Raw genomic sequence first — 13,673 nt, 5'->3', positions numbered from 1 at the left:
GAAAGGTGAGATATGTCATCTCACCTTTCAACTTTCTCGGAGCTATTATTTCTGGTTCGCCGACCAGTTTTCCGCTCTCTTTTGCAGATCATCTAAGTACTTCTGAATGTCCGGAGCATTGCCGGTGGCCGCTTTACTTACAAATCCGTTAATGGCCGGAACGATCTCGGCGCTAAAGAACGGATTCGCTTCATCCATTAAGGTAGGGGTGGTAACGGCGGCGATTTTCTTGGCGGTTGCGGCGTAATTGTCCTTCGGATCCACATAATCCTGGTTGGTCAAAATGCTGGAGTTGCCGAAGTTGTTGTACCAATGCTTATGTCTGTCGTAGCCAGCCAAAAATTTCATAACTTCCCAAGAGGCTTCAATGTTTTTGGCATCCTTGGCCATAATGATCGGGTCGAGCGACACCCAACCGCTGCCCTTAGGTCCAAGATTCATGACCGGTATAAATCGGTCCATCAGACTCGTATTTCCTGTAGCTTTATAGTCGCTAAGCGTATTTTGGCCGGAATAATCGAGTGCGATGGCGATTTTATTATCCTTCAAACCGAACTTTTCCGCACCCTGCCCATTCACAAAAGCCGGAGGATTAAGTCTCGAAGCTTCCTTCAGCCAGTTAAGCACCTTCACCATTTCAGGCGCGTTCAACTGCCATTTGATATTTTTGGGATCGCTGAGATTTCCTTGCGCCCCCGGGGCATTGAATGCATAGGTGAGAGCCACAATGGTCGAACCGTTCAGGGCATTACCGCTCCACCACAGGCCATAATTCTTTTCACCTGTAACCGGATTGGTGCCAGTCATTTTTACCGCCTTCGTAAAAATTTCTTCCGGAGTCGGCGTTTCCGACAAGGGTTCTACGCCCCATTGTTTGAACAACTCCTTATCGTATACGGTCATCCTTCTGCCTGTCGAAGCCGGCAGTCCGTAGTGCTTGCCGTTTTTCACCAGACTATAGGCGCTGTTATAAATGCTTTGGATGTACATGTTTGGATCGAAGCTGCCATCGGATTTGATCAAATCGTCAATGTCTCTCAGGAAACCCTGGTTATAAAATTGGGAAGCAAACGCCCCGCCGGTATAAAGGACATCCACGTCCTTCGAAATTAACATAGCTTGCTGCTTGGCCTGTGCATTTTCCCATGGAATCTGGGTGACTTTGATTTGAATATCAGGAAATTGCTTATTGAATGTATCTTTAATAAACTGGTTAAGTCCGATGCTTTCTTTGCCGGTGATCGGGTCAAGTCCGTTTTCAACCTGCCAGCCTGCAATTGCGACCCGCACCTCGCCTGAAAGCTTCTTTTTGCCGCTATCTTGCTTTGGAGTGTCGTTGCTGCTCGGAGTAGCGCTTTCCGTCGTGGACGTTCCTGATGAACAAGCCGCTAGTGTAAAGACTAAGATGAAGATGATGAAACCGACTACATACTTCCTCAATTTATCCCAGCTCCTTAAGATAATTCTAAAGCCGTCCTGTAAAATGCTAGTCAACAGCGGCAAAGTTCTCATCCGACCAGTACCGGTAAAAGTATCCTTATCCGAGGGTCGTAGCCTTTTCTTTATACGGCGACAAGATCACGAATGTTCCCGTTTCGGAGGATTGGTGCGCGGCAAGCGTAACCTCAAGCGTTCTTGCCGCAACCTCGTAAGGCACCAGGATGCCGGCGCGATTCCCGGTCTTCACGGCTTGGATGAACGCATCGTCCTGCTCTTTGTAGAAGCTGATGTTGCTCTTGTACGTAACGGATTTATTTTTTTCCAGAATCGTGAGCGACGTACCCTCAAGAGTGACCCGGAAGCCGCGGCCGATCACTTCGAGAACGGAGCGTCCGTCCGGTTGGTCGACGAAGGAAGTGTCGATATGCCCGACAGCGCCGGAGGCGAAGCGGAAGTTCACGGAATACACGTCCGGAATGTCGATTCCCTCTACATCGTCCATAACCCGGAGAGCGGTATCCGCAGACACTCTCTCGACATCTCCTGCCAAATACAGCATCAGATCGACGTTGTGCGTCGTTTGTTCAACGAGCTGGCCGCCGGATTTGGCCATTACTTTCCACCAAGCAAGCGGAATGATGGAGCCGAACCGGTGAGCGCGAACCATAGCAATCTTCTTGTCTTGCAAATATTGCTTGGCGATCGCCACAGTATCCAGGTAGCGCAAGCAATAACCGGTTCCGGTGATGATGCCGGCTTCCTTCAATACCTTGGCTTTGCGCTGCACAGTCTCCATATCGAGCCCGACCGGCTTCTCGACAAAGAGATGGATACCGCGTGCGGCAGCCTTCTCCTCCATATCCCCGTGGGCGAAAGGAGGCACGCAAAGGAACAGCGCGTCGATATCTTCGTTGTCGAGCATAGCGTCGAAATCCGTGTAAGGGACCGCGCCGTATTGCTGCCCGACCTTTTCGGCATTTTCTTTGATGATATCGCACACGGCGACTAACTGTGCGTCCTCATTTTGTTGCAGATTCTTTAAATGCTCGGCGGCAATGACGCCCACCCCGACTACGGCTACACGTACCATGAACAACATCCTCCCATATTCATCGGCTTAGTTACCATTACTTGGTGCGGTTACTGCTTAAAGCTTACGCCTCTTCCCACAAGCGTTTGGCGTTCTCCATTCCGATTCTGGAGCCTAACCGGCAATCTTCCATTCCCTCAAATTCGATGGAAATATAGCCGTCATAGCCCGAGCTTTTGACGATTCGAATGACCTCGGGCATATCGACATCGCCTTGGCCGACGATTGCTCCCCGCAAGTAGTTCCCTCCCGACGATTGGAACCACCCTTCGCCTGGGTTGCGGTACGACGGGCGAAGGTAAAAATCTTTCAGGTGAACCATGGAGGCATAGGCGATATTTTTTTTCACGGCGGAAACCGAATCTTCGTCGACGCACATGAAATTACCGATATCCATGGTCGTTTTGTAATTGCTGCGATTGACGGCATGAATCAGTCTTTGCACTCTGTCACTGGCTTGGATGAAATAACCGTGGTTTTCAACGCTGGTCGTGATGCCGAATTGGGCCGCATAATCGGCTACGCTGCGTGTCGCGTGAACCAGGCTTTCCAAATCGGCTTCGAACTGCTCAATGGCGCATTCGTTTTTCGGCCGAAAAGCGACGTCGTGTCGCATCGTTTTCACGCCGAGCCGCCGTGCAATATCGACGTGCCTCTTCACACGCTCGATTTCGGCCTCGTATTCAGCGGCACTCGGTTTAATAAAGTTGGACGAAATACAGTAGTTGGAAATGTCGATCGCTCTTTCCTGCGCCTTGCGCACGATCGCGTCCACAAGCTCCGGCGTTTCCTCCAGATCAATGCCGAAAGTGGAGATTTCCACATGCTCCCCGCCGTTGTCGGCGATCCATTCAATCGCCTGCAAAACATCCATCTCTCCGGCCTTGATAGCCCTAGACAAGCTGTACGTGCTTAAACCGATTTTCATACCATAGCCTCCGATCTCGTGGGGGTTATCTTACTTCCCCATGGATGATAAAGTCGATATGTCTGGCCGTATCGTAAATCAGCTGATCCGGCGTGCTGGCATAGGCATCCAGCTCCGCAGTGAGCGTATCCGTATAGCCGATATCGCGCAGAGCCTGCCTTACCCGGGCCCAAGGGACGTCGCCAGCAAGCAGCGGAACGAATCCGTTGTAATTGCCTACATTCGGCTTAAAGTCTTTCACGTGAACCTTCTTGATTCTGCTGCCGAGGATGCGGATCCATTGATCCGGGAAGCCAATGCTCAGCGTGTTACCTACATCGTAGTAAGCGGCTGCATATGGAGATTGAAGCTCGTCGATATACCTCGCCATTTCAAGCGGAGACTGCAAAAACTTGTTCCACACGTTCTCGATGCCGAGATAAATTCCGTACTTTTCAGCGTCCGGCACTACTTTCTTGAGCTCCTCTTGGCTTCGGGTATAGCACACGTCATAGGAGATTTCATCATTGACTCTGCCCGGAATGACGAGAATCGTATCGATGCCGAGGAGGCTGGCGATTTCCAGCTGCTTCCTAATCGTCTTAAGTGCCGCTTCCCGGATCGATTCGTCTTTCGACGACAGCTGGTATTTCCCAAACAAACCGGTGGACAAGCTGCGGAGCTGCAGGCCGTACTTTCGAGCGAGCGCTCCGATCGATTCAACTTCCGCCGCCGTCGAATCGATCGTGAGCCCGACACCGCCGGGCTCATACATATTTAATTCTACTGCATCGTATCCGGCCTTCTGGCACGTGTCGAAAATGTGCTCCAGTGGTGTGCCGACCGGAAAACACCATTGATTAAGCCCCTTAAGCATGTACGAAACACTCCTTATTTTAAGTTTTTAGACCAAGCTTCTGCGCGTTTCTGTAAATCGTCGAGGAATTGCTTGCTGTCAGGCGCGTTCCCTTTGGCTGCTTGGCTAATGAAGCCGTTGACCGCCGGTACGATGTCGCTCAAGAAGAAAGGGTTCGCTTCGTCCATCAGCTCGGAGTGTGCGAGGTCGGCGATTTTCAACGCTTCTTGTACGTATTTGTCCTCTTTCGTAATGAAATCCGGTTTTTTCAATGTCGGCGTGTAAGAGAAATATTTGTAATTATGCTTCTGCGTTTCGTAACCGGCTAAAAATTTCATTGCTTCCCACGCCGCTTTTTCGTCTTTCACATTTTTGGACATAATGAACGGGTCGACGGCAACCCAGCTTTCGCCTTTCGGTCCGACGTTCATGGCAGGGATAAAGCGGTTAAGATTCTCAGTAGTTTTATTGACCCGGAAATCGCTCATTGTGGAGCCGCCGTTGACGTCGATGCCGATGCCGATGTTGTTTTTCGCAAGTCCGAAGTTTTCCGAGCCTTGCGCGTTTACGAATCCTGGAGGCGCAAGAGGTGCCGCTTTTCTCAGCCACTCCATCACTTTCACCATTTCAGGGGTGTTCAGTTGCCACTTAATGTTCTTCATGTCCTTCAGGCTGCCCTCAGCGCCCTTGGCTCCGAAAGCAAGCGTCAAGCCGACAAAGGTGGAACCGTTGATCGAGTTGCCGCTCCAGTAAATGCCGTAGTTTTGCTCGCCTGTTTTCGGATTTTTGCCTGTCATTTTCGTGGCTGCGTTTAAAATCTCATCCGGAGTCGCTTTACTCGATAGCGGAGGTACGCCCCAATCGTCGAACAGCTTCTTGTCGTAGATGGTCATCCGTCTGCCGAGTACGGCCGGTAAACCGTACTGATGCGATTTGTCAAGAGACTTGGTGCTGTAAGAGTTGTTCAGTACGCCATCCAGATAAATGGAGGAATCGAACGAAGGGTCCGCTTTGATCAAATCGTCGATGTCTCTTAACAACCCTTCTTGATACCACTGGGCGGCATACGCTCCCCCGGTGTACAGGATGTCTACGTCCTTGGAAAGGAGCATGGCATATTGCTTGGCTTTCGCGTTTTCCCAAGGGATTTGATAAAGCTCCAGCTTGATATTCGGGTACTGCTTCTCAAACGTTTCTTTCAGGAATTGCTTCAATCCGATGCTTTCGCTACCGGTTTGCGCATCGATACCATTATCCAGCTGCCATCCGGCTAAAGCGACCCTTACCGTGCCTTTAAGATCGGATTTTTGAGCTACCTTTGTCGACACCGCTTCATCTGAGGATGTGGATGATGAACAGGCCGTGATAGAAAGAGCGGTTAGAATAGAAAGCGAGGTTAGAAATGTTGTTTTTTTCACAGAAAGGAACTCCCTTCAATTTTAGATTGAAGATTCAGAGCTTGGCGGGTCAGCTTACTGCTTGATCCCGGTCAAGGCGATGCTCTCGATAATGTACCTCTGCAAAAATAAATACACGGCGACGACAGGAATCAGACTGACGGTGGTGGCGGCCATAATAATGGAAGGTAATTTGTTGACGCCGTTGTTGTAAGTAAACATCGCTAGGCCGAGCTGAATCGTATACTTTGAAGATGTTTTGAGTGCCAGCAGCGGCCATAGCAGTTCGTTCCACACCCCAAGGAACAACAGAATTACCATGGTTGCCACGATCGGGGCGCACAGTGGGAAATAAATTTTCCAGAATACAGTAAACTCGCCCGCACCGTCGATTACCGCCGCCTCGCGCAGGCTGGACGGCAGCTGGTCGATAAACGCTTTGGCCAAGAAAGTGCCGAACGCGTAGTTGAGTGCCGGCAAGTAGAACGACCAGTACGTATCAATCAGATGGAGCTTACTGAAGAGCAAGTACTGCGGAATCATGGTCATTTCAAAAGGAATCATCATCGTGCTAAGCGCCAATACCAATACCACGTTCGAGCCTTTGAACTTGATTTTGGACAGAGCGTATCCGGATAACAAGGCGGAGATAATGCTGACAATCATATGACCGACTGCAACGAGGAGCGAATTGCCGATGTATTTGAGCATCGGAACGTTCGTAAACGCAGCACGGTAGTTTTTCAAGGAGGGGTCCTCCGGCCAAAATCTTGGTGGGAAGCTGAGCTCCAGTCTGGCCGCCCAGTCGAAGCTGGTGCTGATCATCCAGATGAGCGGTATGATCATCACTAACGAACCGAGCGATAACAGCGTGATAAAAGTCCATTGAACGGTGGCTTCTTGACGTTTTTTGGAGCCGAGTTTATGAGCAACAGCCGACATGGTCGATCCCTCCTTCTAATCGAAACTATCCTTTTTCCGGTTCAACTTCAGCAGCAGCACCGTCAGAATCAATATGACGATGAACAGCAGGTAAGATGCCGCAGTCGCCAGGCCCATCTGTCCGGCCAAAAAGGCGTTTCGATAAATGTAGAGCACCGAAGTCAGCATCGTTCCACTCGGATTGCCCGCTGTACCGCCTATGAGCCACACATCGGTAAAGCGCTTCATACTTCCGATCGTTCCCATAACAATCATAAATACGAAAATGGGCCGCATATACGGAATCGTAATATACCACCATTTTGTCACTCCGGAGGCACCGTCCACTTCGGCAGCTTCGTATAAATCTCTGGGTACGCTTTGCAGCCCAGCAATGAAGATGATTGTGTTATAGCCGAGCGCTCCCCAGAGACTCATAAGAACGATACTAATCTGAGAATACTTGGGGTCCGTAAACCACCCGACTGGTTGGATACCGATGTACCCCAGCACGTAGTTCAACAATCCTTGTTCGGTTGGGAAGAACAGAAAGCTGAACAACAGTGTGGTGGCTACAGCGGAAATAACGTTGGGCAGGAAAAAGATTCCTTTGAAAATATTTTTCCCTTTCGTCCATTTTACGCTGTTGATCATACTGGCCAAGATGAACGAAACAACGATGCCGAGAGTAACGGATAAAACGCCCATTTTGAGTGTGTTAAAAAGCGACTTCCAGAAGATAGGGTCATTTAGGGCATATTGATAATTGGACCACCCTACCCATTTCCCGGCCAAAGTGGCACCCGAAGTTTGCGTGAAGCTTAACATTAAGGCGGCGAGCATCGGATAAATGGCGAAAGCGAGAATGCCTATGACTAACGGCGCTACGAACACGTAGCCCATCAAGTTGTTTCGCTCCTTCAAATTCCTCCGCACTCGTGCCGATTCGGTCGCCCGAACCGATGCCGGTTGTGTGGAAACTGCCATTGGCTACAGCTCCTTCTTCATCAATTCGGCGCTAATACAACCGTCTTGCCGGTCGCGATCGACTCGTCGATGGCAAAGCTCACTTCCATCGATTTATACGCATCGAAGAAATCGCATCTCGTTTTCTTTTGCGCGTTGAGCGCATCAAGGAAATCGTTAATTTCATGAACAAAAGGATGATGGCTGACATCCCCGCTGTCGGGCAGAATCGTGGGGATTGTGGCATAGTCGGTCTGACCTGGGAGCTTGTGGGAGAACAGATGGTTGTTCATAATGGAACCCTTTTCCCCGAGAAGATGGATGTTGAATTTGTAGGTAGTTTTACATTCGAGGGAAGATGAAACTTTGGCCACGCCACCGTTAGCAAGCTTCATGATGGCGATGGCGTTCGGATCGAATTCGTATTCGGAATGCGACCAGGTGGAGCAGGAATAGGCGGTCACCTCTGTAACGTCTCCTGCAAAATAGCGGACGGCGTCCACCGCGTGGCACCCGGCGGAAAGAATGCTGCTGCCCCCCAGCGCCTTTTTGCTGCTCCAGCTGTATTGGCCGTAATGCGGGCCGATATGATGCCAATAATCGATTTGCGCCATAAATACGCGGCCGAGCGCATCGTCGTCGATCAACGCTTTGATCGTTTCGAAGGCGGGATTCCAGCGAAGCACGAAGCTGGCAACCGTCGTGACCGGATGCTGCTCCAGCGCTTGGGCCATATCGGCCAAGCTCTTTCTATCCATCGTGAGAGGCTTCTCGATGACGATGTGCTTGCCGTGCTGTGCGGCCGAAATCACTTGCTCGGCCCGGACGTCCGGCGTCGAGCAGAGCACGACGGCATCGACGTTCGAATCGCGCACGGCCTGCTCGTAAGATTCGTAAACCCTTGCATCGATGCCAAGCTCGGTCAGGCGTGACTTGGCGTGCTCCCGGCTTCGCGAGACGATGCCGTGCACTTCCGCTTGAGGGCTGTTGTGGATCGCCTTCAAGTACTCCCCGGCAACCCAACCTGTTCCGACAACGACAAACTTTTTCGCCATGCGGCAGCACCCTTTCTCTAAATAGTAGTTGCGGTTTTACACCGGGAACCTGACGGCGTTGGGCCGGGTCCAAACCATGTGCTGAATGAAGCCTTCCGCAAACTTGCATCCGGATTGAATGCCTCTCATTTTGCCGAGCGTTTGAACAAAATCCACAATGTCTACGTTGTCGTGCTCCTTCAGCCAGACGAGCTGGCTTTGATGCTGGCGGAGCATGTTCAGCTTCGTCTCGAACGTATCGGTGACATCGACGTAAATCGTCGGTTGGAAATCGATTCCGGATAAATTGTCCATGTAAAATAATGCCGGAACCTTTAGCGCAAATGGATACCGGTTGGAGAAGCCGGGCAGTGTCGCAACGAACGTCGTATCGAACACGAGCTTGCTTACCGCCACGTGATCCGGCATGTAATCGTTCGGCGCATGTGTGATAACCATATCCGGCTGCACGGAGCGAATCAGGTCGATAAACGCGCTCCGTGCCTCTTCCGATTCGGAAAGGATTTCTCCATCCTTGAGCCCCAGAGAAATAACCGGACAGCTGATCACCGCTCCCGCTTGCTTCGCTTCCTCCTGGCGAATGAGGACCAGCTTCTCAGCCGGAATTACATAATGCCCTTTGTCCCCATTGCTGGCGTGGCACAGCACAACGTCGTGGCCTGCCTGCTTCATCTTGGTAAGCGTACCGGCGCAGGAAATTTCCAAGTCATCCGGGTGCGCTCCGATCGCAAGTATTTTCACGTCGCTCGCCCCACTCTCTCGTTAATTCAGATCCGCCGTAAGCGGTCCGGCCAGCTCTTGCAGGAAGAACAGCTTGCCCGGCAGCGTCGGCATGTAAGAGGATGGCACCCATGGGGATTTCCCGTAGCGAAGCGTCGTCCAGAGCGACATTCCCTGCCACATCATCCCTCTTCCCATTACCCCGTCCGCTCCGCCGATCGCATAGTCGGCTTGGAGGAACAAGCCCGGTCCGATCGTATTCGCGTAGCAGGGGACGAGTGTCGTTCGGCTTTTAAAGCTGGTGAGCGCATTCTGCTCGACGGTTAACGGATGCAGGTTCGCACCCACCCGATGCGTTTGCTTCCCCCACTCCGCTTCGTTATGGAACTCGGCGGCGAAATGCGGCTCCCAGAACGCAATATGGAACACCCGACCGATCCCGTATACGACGATCAGCTTCGCACCCTGTGCCTTCAAATCGCTGATCTGCTCGGCAAACTGCGGAAGCTTCTCCTTCGTTGCGAAATTTCGTTGCCCTTCCGGAATGGTGAACTCACCCAACGGACCGTACAATGCCTGCTCCATTCCGTATTGAAACGACCCCGAGTTCGAAGCCGGCAGCGTATTACCTTCGGCATCGCTCCATTCATCCATATTGAAGCCGTATACATGGTCGGCCTTTACGCCCCAGCTGCGGAGAAAAAATACCGTCCACCGGTACATTCCCATCGGGCCGACCGGTAAAATCATCGCAAGCTTCTCGCCCCGATCTCGCGCCAACTTAATCTGCAAAGCGATTTCATGACCCAAGTATGTATCGAAGTCTGCAAGACTGGCGCAGCCGACCGGTTGAAATCGCTCATGCCAATGCTGCTGCCTGTCGAATATGCGCTCCGGCGTCTCGCTTGCGCATTGATCGATCCTCGTAAGATCCCAGCCCGCCGGCAGCAATGCTTCGAACAACGATCCTTTCAACGTGGACAGTAAGTTCATAGTGACCTCCCCGACTCCCAAATTATCGCCACGGCGAATTTATCCATCGACTGTACAAATAAATGAGATATGCTCGTGGTACATGCGTTGTAATTTGAATCCATTTGTTCCGGAAAAAAATCGTATTAGCCGTTAAACTGATGCTCCAGCCCTTTGGTCAAAGCCAGAATGGAACCGCCTCTGGAAATGGCGTTTTCTGTATGGCGCGACAATACGATCTTGCAAGATTGTAAGAACGGTTGCAGCATCCGTCGGCGTACTTCCTCCAGAACCGTATTTAGCATGAACTCCCCGAGCAGCGAAAATCGTCCGCCGATGACAACAATCTCGGGATTGAATATATTAATGACATTAACGATCCCTTGACCTAAGCTTTTGGACATGCTTCCCACAACCTGCATCGCCAGCGTGTCACGCAGGCGAACAGCCTCCGCCAGCACGCTTTCATTCAGGCGGTTCGGATCGCCCCCCATCAGCTCTTGAATAATGCTTCCGGGAAATTCTCCAAGCTTCGCCTGCACCGTGTGGATAAGAGCCTGGGTCGATACCGCCAATTCAAAGCAGCCGTTGTTCCCGCACGGACACTGCTCTCCGTTGACATCCAGCGACATGTGTCCGATCTCCAGGCCGACACCGTTGGCTCCCTGCAGGTACTCGTTATGATGCATAACGCATGCTCCCAGCCCGTTATTAATTGACAAATAGACGAACGGACCGGCGGTTGTTTCAAATCGTTCCTTCTCATAGGCGGCCGCCAGCATCGTCTCGTTCTCGATGAGGATAGGGTATGGCACCGACTCGCTCAGCTTGTTGTAAATATCCACATTCGTCAGATCGAGCGGCGTGGAAACGAGGATGGATTTCTTATCGCCATCGAGCAGTCCCGGAACGCCGATGCAGATGCCGAGCAGCTCCTTCGACTCGTCTTGGACCGAATCGATCAGCTTACGGATCAAATCGAGAATCGTATGATGCAGTTCCTCTTCGGCAGCCAGCTTCTTCCGGTTCGAGTAATGAGTGATCGTAATAAGCGGCTCGGCTTTTAAATTGAAGATCGTTCCGGAAATGCCTTTGGCGTTAAACTCCATGCCGATCACATATTTGCCCGCGTTATTGAGCTCAAGAGTGATGGCCTTGCGTCCGGCTCCGGGGTTGTCCATAAGCGAGCTTTCCACGACGAGACCTTTCTGAATTAATTCTTCAACGATCGTAGAAATGGTGGTCGGACTTAGGTGCGTCAGCTTGGACAACTTGGCGCGCGATATGCGCCCGCTTGTTTGGATAAGCTGGAAGATGGTTTTCGTATTCGTCTGCTTGATTTGTTGTTGGTTCGCTATTTTAATCATAATCAAGTCCTCCAGCCTGTTCGGATTCGACCTCCTTTTTTTCTTCGGCGACTGAACAAATCAACTGCAAATGCAGTACCGACAGCGGTGAATGTTCACAAAAACCGATTTTTTCGCGTCTTTTTATGGAAAATTTATACAATATAAGCGCTTGCACACATAATGTACTCGTTCTCAGCACATGTTGTCAACGACTATTTCCAAATTAATTCATCGACTTTACTAATTGCGTTATATTTCTCGTGGCAGTAGGTTTCCAGCGTGCGAAAAAAAAGCTGCGGTGCCGTTTGAAGAAACGGCACCGCAGCTTGTCAGTTATATAGCCAAAAATCGTATTAGCAGTTAAACTCATGCTCCAGCCCTTTGGTCAGAGCAAGAATGGAGCCTCCTCTTGAAATAGCGTTTTCTTTATGCCGCGACAATACGATCTTGCACGATTGTAAGAACGGTTTTAGCGCCCGCCGGCGCACTTCCTCCAGAACCGTATTCAGTACAAACTCCCCGAGCAGCGAAAATCGTCCGCCAATGACAACAATTTCGGGGTTGAAAATATTTATGACATTAACGATCCCGTAGCCCAGGCTTTTGGACATGCTTCCCACAACCTGCATCGCCAGCGGGTCACGCAGGCGAACAGCCTCCGCCAACACGATTTCATTCAGGCGGTTCGGATCGCCCTCCATCAGCTCATGAATAATGCTTCCGGGAAATTCGCCAAGCTTCGCCTGCACCGTGTGGATAAGAGCCTGGGTCGATACCAGCAATTCGAAGCAGCCGTTGTTCCCGCACGGACACTGCTCTCCGTTGACATCCAGCGACATGTGTCCGATCTCCAGGCCGACACCGTTGGCTCCCTGCAGGTACTCGTTATGAAGCATGACGCAGGCGCCCAGCCCGTTACTAATCGACAAATAGACGTAAGGGCCGGCGGTTGTTTCGAACCGTTCCTTCTCATAGGTAGCCGCCAGCATCGTCTCGTTCTCGATGAGAATCGGGTATGGCACCGACTCGCTCAGCTTGTTGTAAATATCCACATTCGTCAGATCGAGCGGTGTGGAAACGAGAATCGATTTCTTATCACCATCGAGCAGTCCTGGAACGCCGATGCAGATGCCGAGCAGCTCCTTCGACTCGTCTTGGACCGAATCGATCAGCTTACGGATCAAATCGAGAATCGTATGATGCAGTTCCTCTTCGGCCAGCTTCTTCCGGTTCGAATAATGCGTGATCGTAATGATCGGCTCGGTTTTTAAATTGAAGATCGTCCCGGAAATGCCTTTGGCGTTAAACTCCATGCCGATTACGTATTTGTTGGAGTTATTTATCTCAAGAGTGATGGCCTTGCGTCCGGCTCCGGGGTTGTCCATAAGCGAGCTTTCCACGACGAGGCCTTTCTGAATCAATTCTTCAACGATCGTAGAAATGGTGGTCGGACTCAGCTGCGTCAACTTGGACAACTTGGCGCGCGATATGCGCCCGCTTGTTTGGATGAGCTGAAAGACGGTTTTCATATTCATTTGCTTGATTTGTTGTTGGTTCGCTTTTTTGATCATGTGTAAGTCCCCCTCCCCACGGCATTTTTTGTTTTTATAATATGTCCAACCGATGGATTAAATCCCCGGGGGATTGTCCGTAAAGAGGAGGGGCAGCCCAAAAAAGCCAGAAAATGATCTGAGGACAGCCCTTGTTTACATTTAAATATAGCATGGATCAACTCTGTCTGCCAATGGATATTTGTCAAAAATTGTCCAAAATGATCGTGCCAAAAAGGTTTACCTTTAATAAATAACTCAACTTTCGCAGCTCGAAATTGTAGTTTAAACCTTGCATCATGCGGCTTCTGAGTATAAAAATCAGTTAATTGACAAAAAAACACCTTTCGTTTGGTAAAATGGAAATTGACTAGATCCCCATTCCAAACAGAAAGGTGCATACCATTATGTTACACCAGAAATCTCTGTCTGAAAAGGGCGTTGACCGCC

General features: G+C 50.7%; 12 protein-coding genes. All 12 read right to left on the bottom strand.

Annotation, left to right across the window (positions count from 1 at the left end; genetic code table 11):
• Positions 1–45: 45 nt before the first annotated feature.
• The 12 genes from FPZ49_RS20590 to FPZ49_RS20535 all read right to left on the bottom strand — a co-directional run bounded on the left by FPZ49_RS20590 (position 46) and on the right by FPZ49_RS20535 (position 13,244).
• Positions 46–1,440 carry an extracellular solute-binding protein gene (locus FPZ49_RS20590; RefSeq protein ID WP_144850449.1) on the bottom strand — a complete coding sequence of 465 codons (1,395 nt, stop codon included), beginning with the start codon at positions 1,438–1,440 and terminating at the stop codon, positions 46–48.
• Between the two features lie 97 nt (positions 1,441–1,537).
• A complete protein-coding gene (locus FPZ49_RS20585) occupies positions 1,538–2,530 on the bottom strand; it encodes a Gfo/Idh/MocA family protein (protein WP_144850447.1) in 993 nt (330 codons plus the stop codon).
• A gap of 64 nt (positions 2,531–2,594) precedes the next feature.
• Positions 2,595–3,458: a sugar phosphate isomerase/epimerase family protein gene (locus tag FPZ49_RS20580; protein WP_144850445.1), complete on the bottom strand. Its 864-nt coding sequence runs from the start codon at positions 3,456–3,458 to the stop codon at positions 2,595–2,597.
• A 25-nt stretch (positions 3,459–3,483) separates the two neighbouring features.
• Positions 3,484–4,314 carry a sugar phosphate isomerase/epimerase family protein gene (locus tag FPZ49_RS20575; protein ID WP_144850443.1) on the bottom strand — a complete coding sequence of 277 codons (831 nt, stop codon included), beginning with the start codon at positions 4,312–4,314 and terminating at the stop codon, positions 3,484–3,486.
• Between the two features lie 14 nt (positions 4,315–4,328).
• Positions 4,329–5,711 carry an ABC transporter substrate-binding protein gene (locus FPZ49_RS20570; protein WP_144850441.1) on the bottom strand — a complete coding sequence of 461 codons (1,383 nt, stop codon included), beginning with the start codon at positions 5,709–5,711 and terminating at the stop codon, positions 4,329–4,331.
• A gap of 54 nt (positions 5,712–5,765) precedes the next feature.
• On the bottom strand, positions 5,766–6,632 hold the full coding sequence (locus tag FPZ49_RS20565; protein WP_144850439.1) for a carbohydrate ABC transporter permease: 867 nt from the start codon (positions 6,630–6,632) through the stop codon (positions 5,766–5,768).
• 15 nt (positions 6,633–6,647) lie between these two features.
• Positions 6,648–7,598, bottom strand: coding sequence for a carbohydrate ABC transporter permease (locus FPZ49_RS20560; protein ID WP_144850437.1), 951 nt, complete (start codon positions 7,596–7,598; stop codon positions 6,648–6,650).
• 20 nt (positions 7,599–7,618) lie between these two features.
• A complete protein-coding gene (locus tag FPZ49_RS20555; protein ID WP_144850435.1) occupies positions 7,619–8,632 on the bottom strand; it encodes a Gfo/Idh/MocA family protein in 1,014 nt (337 codons plus the stop codon).
• A 36-nt stretch (positions 8,633–8,668) separates the two neighbouring features.
• The gene (locus tag FPZ49_RS20550) at positions 8,669–9,373 is read right to left on the bottom strand and encodes a PIG-L deacetylase family protein (protein ID WP_144850433.1); all 705 of its coding nucleotides are present in this window, start codon (positions 9,371–9,373) and stop codon (positions 8,669–8,671) included.
• A 21-nt stretch (positions 9,374–9,394) separates the two neighbouring features.
• The gene (locus FPZ49_RS20545; protein ID WP_144850431.1) at positions 9,395–10,345 is read right to left on the bottom strand and encodes a glucosamine-6-phosphate isomerase; all 951 of its coding nucleotides are present in this window, start codon (positions 10,343–10,345) and stop codon (positions 9,395–9,397) included.
• 125 nt (positions 10,346–10,470) lie between these two features.
• On the bottom strand, positions 10,471–11,691 hold the full coding sequence (locus tag FPZ49_RS20540) for an ROK family transcriptional regulator (RefSeq protein ID WP_144850429.1): 1,221 nt from the start codon (positions 11,689–11,691) through the stop codon (positions 10,471–10,473).
• Positions 11,692–12,026: 335 nt separating this feature from the next.
• A complete protein-coding gene (locus tag FPZ49_RS20535; protein ID WP_144850427.1) occupies positions 12,027–13,244 on the bottom strand; it encodes an ROK family transcriptional regulator in 1,218 nt (405 codons plus the stop codon).
• Positions 13,245–13,673: the final 429 nt, after the last annotated feature.

The sequence above is a fragment of the Paenibacillus cremeus genome (genome assembly GCF_007786445.1).
GTDB classification, from domain to species: Bacteria; Bacillota; Bacilli; order Paenibacillales; family NBRC-103111; genus Paenibacillus_G; species Paenibacillus_G cremeus.
The sequence above is the reverse complement of the archived record's forward strand: the minus strand, read 5'-3'. Positions and strand labels throughout refer to the sequence as shown.

What these genes read in the sequence shown, in the direction of transcription:
- FPZ49_RS20585 (WP_144850447.1), bottom strand. Translation starts at nt 2,530, where the DNA reads ATGGTACGTGTAGCCGTAGTCGGGGTGGGCGTCATTGCCGCCGAGCAT.
- FPZ49_RS20580 (WP_144850445.1), bottom strand. Translation starts at nt 3,458, where the DNA reads ATGAAAATCGGTTTAAGCACGTACAGCTTGTCTAGGGCTATCAAGGCC.
- FPZ49_RS20575 (WP_144850443.1), bottom strand. Translation starts at nt 4,314, where the DNA reads ATGCTTAAGGGGCTTAATCAATGGTGTTTTCCGGTCGGCACACCACTG.
- FPZ49_RS20565 (WP_144850439.1), bottom strand. Translation starts at nt 6,632, where the DNA reads ATGTCGGCTGTTGCTCATAAACTCGGCTCCAAAAAACGTCAAGAAGCC.
- FPZ49_RS20560 (WP_144850437.1), bottom strand. Translation starts at nt 7,598, where the DNA reads ATGGCAGTTTCCACACAACCGGCATCGGTTCGGGCGACCGAATCGGCA.
- FPZ49_RS20555 (WP_144850435.1), bottom strand. Translation starts at nt 8,632, where the DNA reads ATGGCGAAAAAGTTTGTCGTTGTCGGAACAGGTTGGGTTGCCGGGGAG.
- FPZ49_RS20545 (WP_144850431.1), bottom strand. Translation starts at nt 10,345, where the DNA reads ATGAACTTACTGTCCACGTTGAAAGGATCGTTGTTCGAAGCATTGCTG.
- FPZ49_RS20540 (WP_144850429.1), bottom strand. Translation starts at nt 11,691, where the DNA reads ATGATTAAAATAGCGAACCAACAACAAATCAAGCAGACGAATACGAAA.
- FPZ49_RS20535 (WP_144850427.1), bottom strand. Translation starts at nt 13,244, where the DNA reads ATGATCAAAAAAGCGAACCAACAACAAATCAAGCAAATGAATATGAAA.